Source organism: Petrotoga sp. Shatin.DS.tank11.9.2.9.3 (genome assembly GCF_003665005.1).
In the GTDB taxonomy this organism is placed as follows: Bacteria; Thermotogota; Thermotogae; order Petrotogales; family Petrotogaceae; genus Petrotoga; species Petrotoga mobilis.
Genome location: NZ_JGVT01000007.1, coordinates 36,559 through 51,655, shown reverse-complemented (window position 1 = coordinate 51,655; position 15,097 = coordinate 36,559). Strand labels below are relative to the sequence as shown.

Annotated in this window: 16 protein-coding genes and 2 tRNA genes; 1 reads left to right on the top strand and 17 read right to left on the bottom strand. The window is 32.3% G+C overall.

Annotated elements, in window-relative coordinates:
• Window positions 1-35: 35 nt before the first annotated feature.
• Together BZ25_RS08360 and BZ25_RS08355 are read right to left on the bottom strand one after the other, a co-directional pair.
• Window positions 36-110 (bottom strand) — tRNA-Gln (locus tag BZ25_RS08360).
• Between the two features lie 59 nt (window positions 111-169).
• Complete coding sequence (locus BZ25_RS08355) at window positions 170-1,471, bottom strand: NAD(P)/FAD-dependent oxidoreductase (protein ID WP_103065094.1); 1,302 nt, start codon at window positions 1,469-1,471, stop codon at window positions 170-172.
• 91 nt (window positions 1,472-1,562) lie between these two features.
• Between BZ25_RS08355 and BZ25_RS08350 the strand changes: the two genes are divergently transcribed.
• Window positions 1,563-1,652 (top strand) — tRNA-Leu (locus tag BZ25_RS08350).
• Window positions 1,653-1,721: 69 nt separating this feature from the next.
• Here BZ25_RS08350 and BZ25_RS08345 read toward each other — a convergent pair.
• From BZ25_RS08345 to rpsO, 15 genes are all read right to left on the bottom strand, one after another.
• On the bottom strand, window positions 1,722-3,023 hold the full coding sequence (locus BZ25_RS08345) for a hypothetical protein (RefSeq protein WP_121514691.1): 1,302 nt from the start codon (window positions 3,021-3,023) through the stop codon (window positions 1,722-1,724).
• 104 nt (window positions 3,024-3,127) lie between these two features.
• Complete coding sequence (locus BZ25_RS08340) at window positions 3,128-4,558, bottom strand: complex I subunit 5 family protein (RefSeq protein WP_121514690.1); 1,431 nt, start codon at window positions 4,556-4,558, stop codon at window positions 3,128-3,130.
• A 27-nt stretch (window positions 4,559-4,585) separates the two neighbouring features.
• Window positions 4,586-4,921 carry a cation:proton antiporter subunit C gene (locus BZ25_RS08335; protein ID WP_103065097.1) on the bottom strand — a complete coding sequence of 112 codons (336 nt, stop codon included), beginning with the start codon at window positions 4,919-4,921 and terminating at the stop codon, window positions 4,586-4,588.
• The gene (locus BZ25_RS08330) at window positions 4,918-5,607 is read right to left on the bottom strand and encodes an MnhB domain-containing protein (RefSeq protein WP_121514689.1); all 690 of its coding nucleotides are present in this window, start codon (window positions 5,605-5,607) and stop codon (window positions 4,918-4,920) included. The genes BZ25_RS08335 and BZ25_RS08330 overlap by 4 nt, the downstream gene beginning before the upstream one ends.
• Window positions 5,604-6,380 carry a DUF4040 domain-containing protein gene (locus BZ25_RS08325; protein WP_121514688.1) on the bottom strand — a complete coding sequence of 259 codons (777 nt, stop codon included), beginning with the start codon at window positions 6,378-6,380 and terminating at the stop codon, window positions 5,604-5,606. Before BZ25_RS08325 ends, BZ25_RS08330 begins: the two co-directional genes overlap by 4 nt.
• Window positions 6,377-6,661 carry a monovalent cation/H(+) antiporter subunit G gene (locus BZ25_RS08320; RefSeq protein WP_103065099.1) on the bottom strand — a complete coding sequence of 95 codons (285 nt, stop codon included), beginning with the start codon at window positions 6,659-6,661 and terminating at the stop codon, window positions 6,377-6,379. The genes BZ25_RS08325 and BZ25_RS08320 overlap by 4 nt, the downstream gene beginning before the upstream one ends.
• Window positions 6,658-6,873, bottom strand: coding sequence for a monovalent cation/H+ antiporter complex subunit F (locus BZ25_RS10685; protein ID WP_158584887.1), 216 nt, complete (start codon window positions 6,871-6,873; stop codon window positions 6,658-6,660). The genes BZ25_RS08320 and BZ25_RS10685 overlap by 4 nt, the downstream gene beginning before the upstream one ends.
• A gap of 38 nt (window positions 6,874-6,911) precedes the next feature.
• On the bottom strand, window positions 6,912-7,334 hold the full coding sequence (locus BZ25_RS08310; protein WP_121514687.1) for a Na+/H+ antiporter subunit E: 423 nt from the start codon (window positions 7,332-7,334) through the stop codon (window positions 6,912-6,914).
• Between the two features lie 15 nt (window positions 7,335-7,349).
• Entirely contained in the window at window positions 7,350-8,357 is a 1,008-nt protein-coding gene (locus tag BZ25_RS08305) for a bifunctional oligoribonuclease/PAP phosphatase NrnA (RefSeq protein WP_012208412.1), read from the bottom strand.
• 32 nt (window positions 8,358-8,389) lie between these two features.
• The gene (locus BZ25_RS08300) at window positions 8,390-9,202 is read right to left on the bottom strand and encodes a purine-nucleoside phosphorylase (protein WP_121514686.1); all 813 of its coding nucleotides are present in this window, start codon (window positions 9,200-9,202) and stop codon (window positions 8,390-8,392) included.
• A 51-nt stretch (window positions 9,203-9,253) separates the two neighbouring features.
• Window positions 9,254-9,925, bottom strand: coding sequence for a metal-dependent transcriptional regulator (locus BZ25_RS08295; RefSeq protein ID WP_012208410.1), 672 nt, complete (start codon window positions 9,923-9,925; stop codon window positions 9,254-9,256).
• A gap of 3 nt (window positions 9,926-9,928) precedes the next feature.
• Window positions 9,929-10,969, bottom strand: a complete 1,041-nt coding sequence (locus BZ25_RS08290; protein WP_012208409.1) for an HD-GYP domain-containing protein — start codon at window positions 10,967-10,969, stop codon at window positions 9,929-9,931.
• A gap of 23 nt (window positions 10,970-10,992) precedes the next feature.
• Window positions 10,993-12,222 (bottom strand): pitrilysin family protein, encoded by a 1,230-nt coding sequence (locus BZ25_RS08285; protein ID WP_158585704.1) that lies wholly within the window; start codon window positions 12,220-12,222, stop codon window positions 10,993-10,995.
• A 402-nt stretch (window positions 12,223-12,624) separates the two neighbouring features.
• Window positions 12,625-14,712: a polyribonucleotide nucleotidyltransferase gene (locus BZ25_RS08280; RefSeq protein WP_012208407.1), complete on the bottom strand. Its 2,088-nt coding sequence runs from the start codon at window positions 14,710-14,712 to the stop codon at window positions 12,625-12,627.
• Window positions 14,713-14,772: 60 nt separating this feature from the next.
• A complete protein-coding gene (gene rpsO / locus BZ25_RS08275) occupies window positions 14,773-15,048 on the bottom strand; it encodes a 30S ribosomal protein S15 (RefSeq protein WP_012208406.1) in 276 nt (91 codons plus the stop codon).
• Between the last annotated feature and the right edge of the window lie 49 nt (window positions 15,049-15,097).

Here is a 15,097-nt window from a genome sequence, read left to right as displayed (position 1 = left end):
GGAATGAAGAAAGGGAGGTATAACCTCCCTTTTTTTGGCTGGGACGGTAGGATTCGAACCTACGAATAACGGAGTCAAAGTCCGTCGCCTTGCCGCTTGGCTACGTCCCATTCATTAAGTCTACAAAAATCATTATAACATATCAATATTATTTTGTCAATACAACCGTTTAAAACTCCTTTGCGATTAGGTATCCATGACTTGTAGCATAGGTTATCGACCGAGTCCATCCACTACAGTCTCCAATTATTTTTACATTTCCAAAGAAATCGTTGTTTATCTTATTTGCATAAAATTTAACTTCTGCTCCATATAAGAGATTATCTGGGTAAGTAACGCCTTTTACAACTGTTTCTAATCGTTCCAAAAAATCGATTATTGATTCTATAGTACGTCTGGGAAGAGCTAGATTCAAATCTCCCAAAATGAAGTGTTTGGGATCTAACGTAGGTTCAACTCGCCCTAATTTTTTTGTCCTTTTTGAAGCTTTAAAATCTTCATAGCATTGAAGTATAACCTTGTCTCCGCCAGCAAGGATATTGGAAAGCTTTGCGATATAAGAACCGTAACCTACAGGGTCGTTGAAAGGCTGAGTGAACGAATGAGTAACCAAGATTGCAAAATTAGTGTTGGCAGTCTTTTTAGTAGTATTTGCATGACCATTAACCGTTAAAAAGTCGTCGTAACTTTCCAAAGTAACCTCTCCACCAGGATTGTTGCAAAAAGTTCTCACAATATACCCTGTTTTAGTTTTTAATCTAATTTTGAATTCGTACATCTCTTTGTTTAAGTCGTCCACTATATGATTAGGAAGTTCAAATCTGACACCAAGATCAACCTTGTCATTTGATAAGACTAAATCCGGATGATCTTTGACCATATCCGATACTAATTTATGACCTCTTCTCCCAACGGCAACAACAACCTTGTCATAGGTTTTTTCACTTCCACTACTTGTTACTACGGCAACCTCTGGGCCAGGAATAACTTTGATAACTTCCTCACCAAATATAAAATTTATGTTATTGAATTTTGAAAATTCTTCGAAAATGTTTTTTACGGTTTCTATTAGTAGTTCTGTACCCAGATGAAAAAAGTGAGATCTTACGGGTTCAAAATCCGCATCGTAGAACTTTTTATATAGCTCTTCGTTTTCAAAAGAATCGCCTTTTTCTAATTTATTGGAAAGCTCTAATTTTTTATCCTCATCCAGCTTTGCTAATCCAGATTTTGTGAGATAATATTCTACTACTTTCTTTTGAATATTCAACGGGATAACTAAATCTCCACCCATTTCTTTTGAAATAAATAATTTTCCATCGTATTTCAAACCACCGAATCCTGCACCTTCTAAATTCTCACCTTTTTCATAAATATCTATCTTGTAGTTATCAATCTTTTGCTCTTCTTGTAGCCCTTTTAAGAAACCTATAGAAGCTGCGCCGAAACCTATGATAGCTATCTTTTTCATAAAACTCCCTCCCATTAAATCATTTGCTATCCTACAAAGGTTCAATTTCTATTGACAAGAGTTTATAAATATAGTATAATAATTTAGAATTGCCGAGGTGGCGGAATTGGCAGACGCGGCGGACTCAAAATCCGTTGGGGTGGAGAACCCCGTGCGGGTTCAACTCCCGCCCTCGGCACCAATAAAGGGCATGCGTAAGCATGCCCTTTAATCTTTTATTGAAGTCTTACCTAACTTTAATCGATATTTCTTATTGCACAATAAAATCAATTTTTAATTTATTTTCTTCTATTGAACTCACATTTAGTAATAAACCATACTGGCCTTTCAAATTTGGCACATAATTCTGAAAAATAGGAGTTAAATCTACAAAGGCGTAAGTAATATCCCCTGTTCCAATTCGTTCACTTAATTTTTGGAACAATTCATTCTCTGAAAGCTTTGGTTTATCATTAAGAAGTTTTTGAAGCTCCTCGGATTTCATTTGTGATACCATCAAGTATTCGTCTTTCCAAACATAAAAAGTATTGGTTAAAATTTCTGTTTGATTATTTTGACTTGTAATTTCAGATTCTATATAAAATTCCATCATGTTTTCACTAGTTTTTTTGTATTTTATGTTATTTTCATTCAAAATAGGTATAATTTCGTCTATTTTAGCGTCAGTTTTCAATTTTAAATAGCTCGCATTAGAAATTGTCGGCATTGCATTGTTACTCGTAGTTAAATCAACGTTAGCTTCCACTCCTTGTGAAAGGGATATTAAATTTTCTACAATTTTGTAATCTACTATTATATTTATGAAATCCGCAAAATTTGTTAAATCTTTTGGGATTAAACCAGAGGTAAAAAATATACTACCCAGGAAGGGATATTCTTGAGCCCCTTTTACAAAGTTTTTATCGATGAATTCTGTTTCTGCAGTTCCATTGCCTCCACCTATTAAGAAGCCATCTTTAACGTAAAAATAGCCGTCTCCTTGATAGTCAGAGGTGTTTATTCTGTAATATAATCCTTTTTTTGTTGGAAGGATTTCTTCAAAATCGGTAACTCCTTTTTCAGAAGAAGAATATACATCTTTATTTTGAACCATTACAAGGTAATTTTGATTTCCGACACTTTGATAGATAGGAGTAAACGAAATCCCGTAATCTTTCAAAGGTTCTAATAGTTTATCTAAATCTGTAGCAAAAGTTTGGGGGTTTTCTAAAGGACCAACGGAGAAGCCAAAAATATAATTATTTTCTTTAGGTTCTTGAACAAAAATCGAGAGATCAACGCTGAGATTATTTAGAAAACTTTCGTAATCTATCTTTAAAGCATTAAAATACATTTGAGCAAGGTTAGAAAGCATTAGTTCGGCGTTAAAAGGTTCTAACAATAAAGTTTTCATAGTTGGCACAGTTTTTAAATCCGTATATGTGCCTTCTAAATCATTTATTAAGACTACCCCTTTGGAATCTGAAGGAACTAATTTTAAAACGTCTTGTGGAAAGATTGTGATACTAAAAACGAAGATTAGTAATAAAAAAGAAAATAAGAATTTTTTCATAATTCGTATAGTGCGATGCTACGCACATTACCTCCTTCTATTTGTTTTTTGATATTGTCTTTATTATTTTACCATAAATTTCCAAAATATTTGAAAACTTTTGTCTACATTTCCATTAGCAAAGCAAACAATAAAAATGATATTTGATATATAAAACTGTTTTCAAAACTGTATATGTCTATTGAAGGCAAGGATACCTTTTTTCTTAAAAATAAGAATGATAGAATACCTGCAGCAAACAGTAAATATTCAGTCAAAATTTTTAAGATAGGTAGTTCAAAAGGGGTAATCTTGAAATAATAAGTTATATATACAACATTTAAAATTACGAAAATGAACATATACCAGTATTTGTATTCAAATTTTTTCTTATTTACATTAAAAGTGTTTAATAATTTATAAAAGTACATCCCGAAGATGAAAATGTTTACCTCGAGAAAATAGGGTAAAGATAAATTGTCTTTGAGGATATAAAGGCTAAAGGGGAACAATCCTCCCAGGTTCATGAGCAAGAACAAAAGTAAAAAAAATGTATCTAAGGATATTTGTGACCCTTGTAGCTCTTTTAGATTTTTTGTGCCGTTTTTTTCGTATATATCTTCGGCTATCATGAATAAGAATCCTTTGGTGAACAAGTGAAAAACTATAAAATATGGGAAAAGAGAAGGTTGGAGTAGAATAACCATCAGCCCATAACTCATCTGAGTCATTGTGGAATAAGCCATAAATTTTTTGATATCGTTTTGTAGCAGTGTAAAGATGGAGGCACAAATAGCAGTTATACCTGCAAAATAGTATAGAAAATTTTTAAGTTCCATGGGCAAAGAGGGTGTGAGTAAAAAAATTATAAATAAAGGAAGTTTAACGATCATACCTGACAATATAGGAGAGATTCCTTTTACAGCCTCTGTATGGGCATCGGGTAACCAACCAGAAAGGAAAAATAGTCCACCTTTAGTTAACAACCCTGTAAGAATAAAACTGAATGCAAATGTATTAATCCCATTTGAAAGGTTGTAATTGAGGTTCAAGGTGCCTGAGTTTGAATAAAGAATCCCTACCCCTATCAAATAGAAATTTAAGGATACTAAGCTCATCATCATGTACTTCAAAGCTGCCCATATTCTTATTTCATTCTTATCGTATGATAATAAAAGAAAGGTTAATATAGAAGCAAGCTCTAAATGAACGTATATGTTGAAAAAATCTCTACTCATAAAGAAACCATTTATACTTCCTGTCAATAGAAGCCAAAGTGTGAAAAATATATGATCATAATTTTTGTAGATTCTAAAAAAGGTTATTAAAGAGAAAAGATTGAATAAAATTAGTAAGAATTTAATAGTAAAGTTAAAGGTGAATTCGATACCTTTAAGTGCGGAATAATTCCCTACTACAAATGAGCCTTCTTGCAAAATAGTAAGAAGCAAGAAAGTGAGTATATATGAGATTGTTACCAATAGAGATGTTTTCTTTTTAAAAAAATAGGTCAGTATGCCAAAAGATATGGGTATTAAGGATACAAGTAGAATCATGCTTTGCTCCTATTTTTATGAGATTTTTTAGTGTTTCTTGACTTTCTTTTCAATTTCATCAACTTCAAGGGTCTTGAATTTGGAAGATAAAATCATTGCAAAAACTAACATCAGAGCCAAATTTGCAAATCCAATAACTATAACGGTAAGTAGAAAAGAATGTATGAGGGGGTCAGCGTAACCTTGTAAATGTGTGGTGATAATAGGTGAATTTTCATCGTAAGCCAAAAGAACAAAGAAGAGAACAATTCCTTCTTGGAAAACTCCAAGGTTAATAAATATTAAGATAAGATCTTTTTTTACAATAATTCCAAATAAACCAATAAGTATTACTGATAAGGTGAGAATATAGAAAATATTCATAATAACCCCTTATGTTTTAAAAATCTATACAGAATAGTCCATGATCCACCAAAAACTTCGAAATAAATTAAAAAGTTTAGTAAAATGGCGGATCCTCCGCTAGCAAGTTCCCCGGGATATCCGTTTAGATGGAAATTAGAAAAAATAGAATCTCCCCAAGTATATCCTAATAAACCATACATAATTATGAATAAAGGAACCAACATTTTTAACTTCTCGATTTTAGATTTTATAAACAAGTTTTCTATTTCATCTGTTGGTCTTACCAAGGAGACAGCTAGAAAACCTGTTCCTAAAATAGTCCCTGCAGCAAATCCGCCACCAGGGGCTATATGTCCGGTTATCGCAATATAAAGAGAGATTAAAACTATTATTTGAAAAATTATTGGAGTTATAACCTTTATGATTGGTGTATCGTATATTATCTGTTGGTCGTCGGAAGCAACCGTTGGAATTTTCCCTATAAATTCGGAAATACCAATGATTACCACCGTAAAAACTAATATTTCAAAAAAGGTGTCATATATCCTGTAATCAAGAACAATAGCAGAAACCATATTAGTTGATCCATTTTCGGCAAGGATTTCAGAAGGTTCATAGGAACTTTTCATATCTCCAACTTTTAAATTTAATGCAAGAACTAAGAAAATAATGATTGTCAAGGTTAAAACAAGGTATTTTTTCATCCTATATACTTCCTAACAAGGTTTTCATAGTATACGGTGTCACTTTTTATTTCTTCCAAAAATTTGTTGAAGTCCCTTGCTAAAGATTTATCTCTTCTATAAAAGAGTATCTTGTAACTAGTATCTTTAATAATTTCTATCTTTTTGGATAGTAACGTTTCTTCTTCCATAACCATTTTTCTGAATCTTACGGCGTCAATTATGAAATCATCATCCAAATTTTCAAAGTTTTTTGAGTTTAAGTTTGAAATAAAAATTCCTAAACAAGTTTTGTTAGGTTGGCCAACAGCGTATAATTTTGATAATAAAATACCTTTGGAAGGTATTATGTTTTCAAAATTATTATCTTCTAAAATTATTCCTCCCGCCAGAATTTCTCCGTGGTCATTTATGTTTTCCATAGGATCTTTAGCATCAACTTTTATGAAATCAGCATCCAAACCTTTTCTTTCTAAAAATTCCTTGATCAATTCGTATTCAAATCCGTATAAATTTCCTTCTTTTTCCTCTATCATATAAGGTGTTTCGATGTAATAGACCTTTACCTCAGCGGCCTTTTTTATGGCAATTAGATATATAAAAATAACAAAAGCAGCACCAATGGTTATTTCAACAAAAGCCACATCCGGCGCATTCAGAAGAAAAAATAGTACAGAAGTAGCTACAGAAAAAACTCCGTAGCCTATGATTACGTTAACATAGCTTTTTTGTGATAATATGTATAATGAAAGAACGATTAAACTTAAAAACAAAAAAATTATAGAATAACTCACTTGATTTTTCTGCCCACCTTTTCACCTGATTTTGCAGCGTGATAAGCGATTATAGAGGAGATTGCTGGATTTAAAACTAGAATGATGATAGATAACATGAGTAATCTTGCCATGTTTTCTGGATATTTGAGCATCAGTGAGATTATAACTGAGATTATTCCTACTGTGTCTGATATCCCGATTGCTTGAATTTTAGAATAGAAATCCTGCATAGTAAACAATCCTAAAGTTCCTGCAAATAGAAATATAATTCCTATTCCCATTAAAAGGTTGGCAATCATCTTTTATTACCCCCTCTTTCAAGGTAAGCGGATACTATTAAAACACCCCAGATGTTAAGAATTAAAAATATAATTATCACATCTAAAAGAAACAATTGATCAGAGGCAAGGGAAAAAACTAACATCAGTATTACCGCTTTTGAAGAAAACGAAGAATAGGAAAGTACCTTTTCCCATTTTGATTTTGACAATATTAATTTAATCAAAATCATAAAAAGAGATATAAGGATGAAAATTTCTAATATATGTATCAGATTATATCGTCCTTCCAAATATCATCTACTCTATGAGCTTCTTCAGGGGTTGAAGAAACTTTATGAACTATTAGTTTATCATCCTCTTCAAATAAAACAAGTGTTTTAGGGGTTAGTGAGATTGAATTTGCTATTGCAGCTTTTTCAAAATCGGATTTTCCTTTAACGTCTATGTGAGATAAACCGGAGTACTTTTTTAAGAGAATCAAGGGCAAAAAAGCAAATGCATTTTTATACATTTTTAAAAGGCTTCCTAAACTGTACACCAATATTTGTATCGTCCCATAAGTGGTATTTTTAAAAAACAAGTTGGTTATTCTAATTGTACTTATAACAACAAAAACTCCTAATACTAGAGAAAGATCGGAAAAATCATTAATTAGAACGCTCCAAATTGTAAATAAAAAAATGTATGCCATATAAAAACACTACCCTTATTGAAAGGCTGGGTTAGGATTGTGATTTGGGATTGTTTTAGCAATGTAATCTACAATTTCTTCCATTGTTTGTTTTATATCGTTTGTTTCAATTGAAAATCCTGCTGCGCGCGGATGACCTCCTCCACCAAAATTGAGAGCAATCTTTGATACATCTGCCCATTTTTTGGATCTCAACGAAACATGATAAGAACCTTTTTCATATTCTTGAAATACGATGGCGATCTCCACGCCTCTGATGGATCGAAGGTTTTCCACAAATGAAGGGGAATCTTTTGGTAAAACGTTGTATTTAGAGAACATATCCAAGGATAATAAAGAATAAGCAATTTGGCCATTTAAGGCTAGTTTAAGATTGGAAATGACGTCTTTATACAAGTAGATTTGTTCTAATGGTATGTTATCTAATATAGTATTTGAAATATCGCTAATATTTGCTCCTTTTTCAATCAACCCAGTAACATCTTTAAAAACTAAAACGTTGGCATTTTGATATTTAAAGAAGCCGGTATCGGTTGCTACTCCCAATAAATTCATTGTTGCTAGTTCTTTGTCGTATTCAACATTTAAAGAAGTCAAAATTCTGTAAACCATTTGAGCTGTTGAAGCCATCGAAGGGTCTACCCAATTTAAATTTCCAAAATATGTATTTGTTACGTGATGATCGATTAAAAGAACGTGAAAAGCATTTAAATATTTTTCAAATCTTCCTATTCTGTCCGGTGATGAGCAGTCTAAAATTACCATAATATCGTAATTTTTATAAATTATTTTTTCAACATCTTCAAATTTTTTGATCTTCGATTTAACCAAAGGAAATTGTAAAAGATATTCCGGGATTTCATCGTCGATCGCCGCCGTCACTTTTTTTCCTAATTTTTCTAATCCTAAGGTCATCGATACTAAACTACTTACATCATCTCCATCTGGGAGTATGTGGCCTACTATCAAAATATTATCATTTTTACTTATCTCTTCTACAATCTCTTTTAGATTTTCAGACAACTTTTGTCCTCCGTTCTTTTTGATGTTTTATATTAAAATAATTTAATAGCGTTGTATACGACCTTTTCAAACTTTCCCTTTATTTTTTCAGTTATTCTAAGAACATCTTCATGTTTTAGAGGTTGTGGGAGAATACCAGCAGCCATATTGGTAACTGCAGAAAATGAAATAACTTTTAAGCCTACATGATTCGCCGCCATCACTTCTGGTAAGGTTGACATTCCTACTAGGTCTGCTTCATATTTGTCGAACATTCTAATTTCAGAAGGGGTTTCATAAGATGGACCCAAAGTCCATAAATAAGTCCCCTCTTTGAGCTCTATATTATCTTTTTTACATTTCTCGATAACGCTTTTTACCCAATTTTTATCGACAGGCTCAACTAAAGAAGGGAATCTGGGGCCAAACTCATCTAAATTAGGGCCTCTTAAAGGATTTTTGAATGTAAAATTTATGAAATCGACGTCTACCACTATATCACCTGGAGAAAATGTTTTGTTAATTCCACCAGCTGCATTCGTTATTATCAGACCTTTAACTCCTAAATCCTTCATCACATAAATAGGAAAAACAATATCTTTTAGTTCAATTCCTTCATAAGCATGAAATCGTCCTTTTAATATCATGACAGGGATACCTTCTATAGTACCTATGACTAAAGACCCTTCATGTCCTACTACAGTTGATTGTGGAAAAAAAGGAATGTCCTTGTATTCAATCACCTTTGCATTTTCTACCTGGTCCGCTATGTATCCAAGGCCAGAGCCTAATATTAATCCTAAAATTGGTTTTATTTCTGTACTTTCTTTAATATATTGAGAAGCTTTTTCGATTTTAGTGGTCATATGTAAATATGTACCTCCTTAGGGCAAAAAATAAATTTAAAGAGTTAAACTTTAATTTAGATTTCCTATTATTATATGCTTTGATTCATGTGACGTAAGATTGATTACTTTTTCATTAACCAAAATTTCGATCATGTCATCGGTTTTTTTTATTACTTTTAGAGTTAAACCAGGATATATACCTTTGTCCATTATGTTTTTCCGTAATATAGAATCTCCTGAAATATCGTATATTTTTGCAGATTCTGATATATTCAAATCCCAGAGAGAAGTTTTGAAGTCATGAGGCATTTTTTTCTTATAATTTGAAATAAACTTCTTTGCTTCCGTTAATTCTATGGGGTTTCTTTTAAGGAATAACATCAATCCATCTAAAGAAATATAAAAATTATCATTCATGTGGTGCTCAATACCACAAGACAGGGTATATGCCTCTTCTTTTGAAAGTCCTAATACGTTGACAAAAAAATCTATAAGAATTATGTATCTTCTATAAACCTTTTCGGCATTAAGCAACCCTTTTTCCGTAAGTTTTACATAACCATACCGTTCATGTTTAACGTATCCATGCTTTTCTAGTTTTCTAATGGCTTCAACTGAAGAAGCATCTTTTACAGATAATATTCTTGAAATATCTCTTACTCTTGGTATTTTTCCGTCGATATGTAAAATATAAATCGCTCTCAAATAATTTTCCAAACTTTCTGAGATATTTTCAGCCAATATTTACTCTCCTTTTTTCAGTACTTCTCTGATAAACAAGCCAGTTTCCATTCCTGTTTCTATAGTTTTTCCATCACATTCGACTATTGGAAAAGATGAAGTTTTTCCCTTTTTGACTACGGTAGCCTTCTTGCCGTTGTTTAGAATTACCTGGGTTCCTGTTGGGTACAACCCAACTATTGAAAAGAAAACACTTACATAATACGGATCAAAAATTAATCCCGAATATCTTAAGAGAAAACTCATCGCCTCGTATGGGGAGTTCCCTATTTCTATGTAGGAGTCGTAAGCGTCTCCTATTTGTAATATTCTTACCAAAGGACTTATAGCGTTCTCTTTTAATCTCATAAAAATACCAGTTCCGTCGTATCGTTCGTGGTGGGTAGAAATAGCATCTACAATTTCTTTCCCTATATTTTTTTGAATATTTTTTAAGGTTTCATAAGCGGATACAATATGAGATCTGACCGTTACATCTTCTAGGTCTATATAATCAAATATCACTCTTTTTCCTATCAAGCTGTATCCAATGTCATGGAGTAGACACGTTTTTACAAGAGAGTCGAAGAATACATCCGGCATATTCAATTTTGAAGCGATTATTGAGGCGATGATCGATGTATTTATAGAATGAGAATTTAAAGCTTCGCTTCCTATGGCATGAAATAAATTTAATACGACGTCTTCAGTTTTTAAAAATTTCTTATAAATATCTTCTGCAAGAGAATCTAATTCTGAAGGATCATCTTTTAAATACGTAATATCTTTTACAAATTCAAAATGTTGATGCCATTCATTATATGTTTCCTCTTCTACAATAGGGGGAATATTTTCGAATTCTATGGAAATATTTTCTTCGATCTTTTTTTCAATAAAATCATTTTCATCGTAAACATTTACGGTCTTTATACCGTGACTTCTTAACCTGTTAATGTCAGTTGATTTTAAGACAGTTCCTTTTGGAATTAACAAAAGAGATTCTTTAAAAACATCTTCTGCCACTATTTGACCGGGTTTTAATTCATAAAAAGGGATTTTTTTCATAAAGAACACCCGCCTTCAAGATTTTATTGATTGTTCGGTGAAAGTATCGAAACATATTTATTGTTAGAAAAAATACTGCTTGCTGTTTCAATAACGTTATGAATTTCAACCTTTTCTATATTTTTTATAAATTCTTCTATCGTAATGATTTTACCATAATTTATATACAAGTCTAAAACATTTAAAGCCAGGGATAAATTATTTTCTACCTCTAACGTTAATTTACCGATTAATCTATTTTTCCCGTAATTGAACCATTTTTCGATTTCTTTATTATTCTTAAGATCATCTACAACTTCCTGTATTTTTCTGAGTAGATTTTCCAGGTTTTTATCGGTTGTTGCTGCATAAAATAATAACAATCCAGTTTTCGGATAAGTTTCATAATCTGATGTGACTTCGTAAGCTAAACCTTCTTCTTCTCTAATTTTTGAAAATAGCAGGGAACTCATTCCACTTCCCAGAAAGGTATTGAGTACTAGTGTAGAGTAATAGTATTCATCTAATTTAGAAGGTGCTTTAAATCCTTGAACTAAATAATTGCTAGCTAAATCATTTTTGTATTTTTTGATGAAGATTTCTTTGTCAACTATCGAAGGACTGGTGATGTTATTTTTAAAAGAGTTCAAATTTGCAATGCTCTTAATTCTGTTGAGTTGTTTCAATACCGAATCCTCATCAAATTTTCCTGATATTATGACCACAGTGTTTTCCGGTTGATAGTATTTGTAGTGGAATTCTTCTATTGTTGATTTTTTTATATTCATAACTGTATCTTTGTATCCCATTATAGGTCTTGAAAAGTTGTCATCATATACATTAGTGTATAAGTTTTCAAATACTATGTTTATGGGGTCATCTTCATATGAAGAGATTTCTTCTAATATTATACCTTTTTCTTTTTCTATATTTTCTTCTTTAAATAAAGGTTCATAAAGAATCTCAGACATGATTTCTAATGTTTCATTCACTTTTAGAGAAGGTATCTTTGCAAAAAAAACTGTGAAATTCTTTGAAGTGAAGGCATTTAAGACACCACCTACTTCTTCTATTGGTTGTTTTATTTCGAAGGTGTTTTTTCTTTTAGTTGCTCGAAAAGAAACGTGTTCAATGAGATGAGATAATCCTGCATTTTCTTTTGCTTCTTTTGAGGAACCTGCTTTCACACAAAAAAGTACAGAAGCACTCATCATAGAATCCCTGTTGATAAGAATTACATCTAAACCATTGTCTAATATTTCATGAGTATACAAAGTTAGTTTTCCCTCCATGTGCTAAAGAGTTTAAAATCATTTTTCTTAAATATTTTGTTTGGAAAAACAGCAAATTTACGATATTTAATTATACCATAACAATATCAATTATATCTAACATGTAATACAAACAATTGGATGGATAATTGTCCTAAGTAAGAACTTCGAAATTGGCTGTAAATTTTTCTCTGATTGTGTTTTATAAAGCAAGTATTGAAATCGTAAGATATTTTAGGAATAAAATTGGGGAAGGGACGAGGTAAAAAACTCAAGAACTTTTTAATCCTTAGGGGTATGGGGCGGGGAAAGGGTTGCTTTATATAAATTTTAGAACTTCTAAAAACAATATCTATTACTAATATTAATAAAAACATGCGGTTAAAAAGCCGCACGTTTGATTTTTTAATTTTCTTCTTTTAATTGTTTTAATTGGAATTTTCCTTGGTCTTCAACCTTCATTACTTCGACTTTAACCTTATCACCAATTTTAAAGGATTCAAGTTTGTCTTTCAAATTGGATACATGTAACATTCCAACCTTACCGGGTAACACTTCTACAAATATACCGTATTTTTCGACTCTTTTCACTGTACCTTCAAAAATTCCACCTTTTTCTACTTGTGCGATTAAATTTTGAATGTGATTAATAGCTTCATCAACCTTGTTTGCATTATGGCCAGTTACCTTGACTTTTCCATCATCTTCTATATAAACTTCAACATTGTATAATTCGCTGATCTCTTTAATATTTTTTCCACCGGGTCCGATTACTTCTCCTATTTTTGAGACGGGTATTTTAAATACTTTCATTATTGGAACGTATGGAGACAATTCTTTGCGTGGTTGAGGGATAGTTTCATACATCTTATCTAAAATTTTCAACCGTGCTATTTTTGCTTTTTCTAAAGCCTTTTGAAGAACTTCTTTATTAACCTGACTGGTTTTAACATCCATTTGAAAAGCAGTTATTCCATCTCTTGTTCCTGCTACTTTAAAATCCATGTCTCCTAGGTGGTCCTCCATTCCTAAAATATCTGTTAAAACTACGAAATTATCGTTTTCAAAGATCAAACCCATGGCAATACCCGCAACATGTTTTTGGATTGGTACACCTGCATCCATTAAAGCCAAGGAGGCAGAGCATACGCTAGCCATAGATGAGGAACCATTTGATTCTAAAATATCAGAAACGACTCTAATAGTATAAGGGAACTCTTCATCGCTTGGGATAAGGTTTTTATGTGCTCTTTCTGCTAAATGCCCATGGCCAATTTCTCTTCTGCTGACTCCTCTGAGCCTTTTTACTTCACCGGTTGAGAAAGGAGGAAAATTATAATGGAGCATAAACCTCTTTTCTTCGTCGCTGAATATAGTATCAAGAACTTGAACATCCAAAGGAGCACCTAAAGTAACAGTTCCTAGAGATTGAGTTTCCCCTCTGGTAAAAAGTGCAGAACCGTGCACTCTAGGTATCAGCCCTACTTCACAGGTGATATCTCTAATTTCATCACAAGTTCTTCCATCAACTCTTTTGTTCTCGTTAATAATCATTTTTCTCATCGAATCTTGAAGTTTTTCTTCAAAAGCATTTTCTAAGAAACGTTTTTTATCTTCAAAAAAAGCCACACTCCATTTTTCCAAGAAGATTTCTTCAAATTTTTTCATTACGTTCTTTTTATACTCTGATATAACTTTATCCCTGTTTTTTTTACCTTTTGTGAGTAGTACCTTTTTTAACTCTTCTTCGTCTATGAGAGATAGGTAATCTTCAATAAATTCCTCTGGAACTATTTCTTTTTGAACTTCCCATTTTTCAATGTTTAATTCTGAAAGAAACTCTTCTTCAATTGCTATAATTTCTTTTATCTTTTCCTGTGCGAACATCAGAGCCTCTACCATTTCTTCTTCAGAAACTTCCAGTGATTCACCTTCTACCATTGTAACTGCATCTTTGGTTCCTGCAACGACCATGTCAATTTTAGAATTCTTTAGTTGTTCTTGGGTTGGGAAGGCAATGAATTGTCCATCCACGTATCCTATCCTTACTCCCGCAACAATACCATTAAATGGTATAGGTGAAAGATTCAGGGCTAACGAAGCACCTGTTATACCCCATGTTTCTATACTATCGCCATTCAACATTGAAAATACCGTAGTTATTACTTGGACCTCATTGAAAAAATTCTCTGGAAACAAAGGTCTAATAGGTCTATCGATAAGCCTTGCAGCTAATATGGCTTCATCGCTTGGTTTCCCTTCCCTTTTTATAAAACCTCCTGGAATTTTACCAACTGCATAGAATTTTTCTTGAAATTCTACGGTTAATGGAAAGAAGTCCTGACCTTTTACTGTTTCTTCCGAAGCGTCTGCTGTAACTAGTATAGTTGACTCGTTAAAAGTCAGCATCACAGAACCAAGAGACTGTTTGGCAACTTTACCATGTTCAATACGTAATTTTCTGCCAAAAAGTTCTTTTTCCAATACTTTCATTCTCACACCTCCTATAAAAACAAAACGGAGCTTATGCCCCGCTTTTTAAAAAATTTGTTATCAACCTCTTATACCTAATTTATTGATGATTTCTTGATAAACTAAGGGTTTACTTTTTCTCAAATATTTGAGCATCTTTCGTCTTTTTCCTACCATCATCATCAATCCACGTCTACTATGGTAATCCTTTGGGTGTTGTTTCAAATGTTCCGTTAAATGTTTGATTCTAGCAGAAAGAAGAGCTACTTGCACTTCTACAGAACCAGTATCTTTGTCGTTGATTTTAAATTCTTCGATAAGCTCTTCTTTCTTCTCGGGGTCCAATCCTCTAGACATCTTTTCTATAACCTCCTGCAGAATATTCCTTTAACCAAGAAAAGGGGTT

Bases quoted from the DNA above. Each gene is read 5' to 3' on its own strand.
- BZ25_RS08355 (WP_103065094.1), bottom strand. From the start codon at position 1,471: ATGAAAAAGATAGCTATCATAGGTTTCGGCGCAGCTTCTATAGGTTTC.
- BZ25_RS08345 (WP_121514691.1), bottom strand. From the start codon at position 3,023: ATGAAAAAATTCTTATTTTCTTTTTTATTACTAATCTTCGTTTTTAGT.
- BZ25_RS08340 (WP_121514690.1), bottom strand. From the start codon at position 4,558: ATGATTCTACTTGTATCCTTAATACCCATATCTTTTGGCATACTGACC.
- BZ25_RS08335 (WP_103065097.1), bottom strand. From the start codon at position 4,921: ATGAATATTTTCTATATTCTCACCTTATCAGTAATACTTATTGGTTTA.
- BZ25_RS08330 (WP_121514689.1), bottom strand. From the start codon at position 5,607: ATGAAAAAATACCTTGTTTTAACCTTGACAATCATTATTTTCTTAGTT.
- BZ25_RS08320 (WP_103065099.1), bottom strand. From the start codon at position 6,661: ATGATTGCCAACCTTTTAATGGGAATAGGAATTATATTTCTATTTGCA.
- BZ25_RS10685 (WP_158584887.1), bottom strand. From the start codon at position 6,873: ATGATTTTGATTAAATTAATATTGTCAAAATCAAAATGGGAAAAGGTA.
- BZ25_RS08310 (WP_121514687.1), bottom strand. From the start codon at position 7,334: ATGGCATACATTTTTTTATTTACAATTTGGAGCGTTCTAATTAATGAT.
- BZ25_RS08300 (WP_121514686.1), bottom strand. From the start codon at position 9,202: ATGACCACTAAAATCGAAAAAGCTTCTCAATATATTAAAGAAAGTACA.
- BZ25_RS08290 (WP_012208409.1), bottom strand. From the start codon at position 10,969: ATGAAAAAAATCCCTTTTTATGAATTAAAACCCGGTCAAATAGTGGCA.
- BZ25_RS08280 (WP_012208407.1), bottom strand. From the start codon at position 14,712: ATGAAAGTATTGGAAAAAGAACTTTTTGGCAGAAAATTACGTATTGAA.
- rpsO (WP_012208406.1), bottom strand. From the start codon at position 15,048: ATGTCTAGAGGATTGGACCCCGAGAAGAAAGAAGAGCTTATCGAAGAA.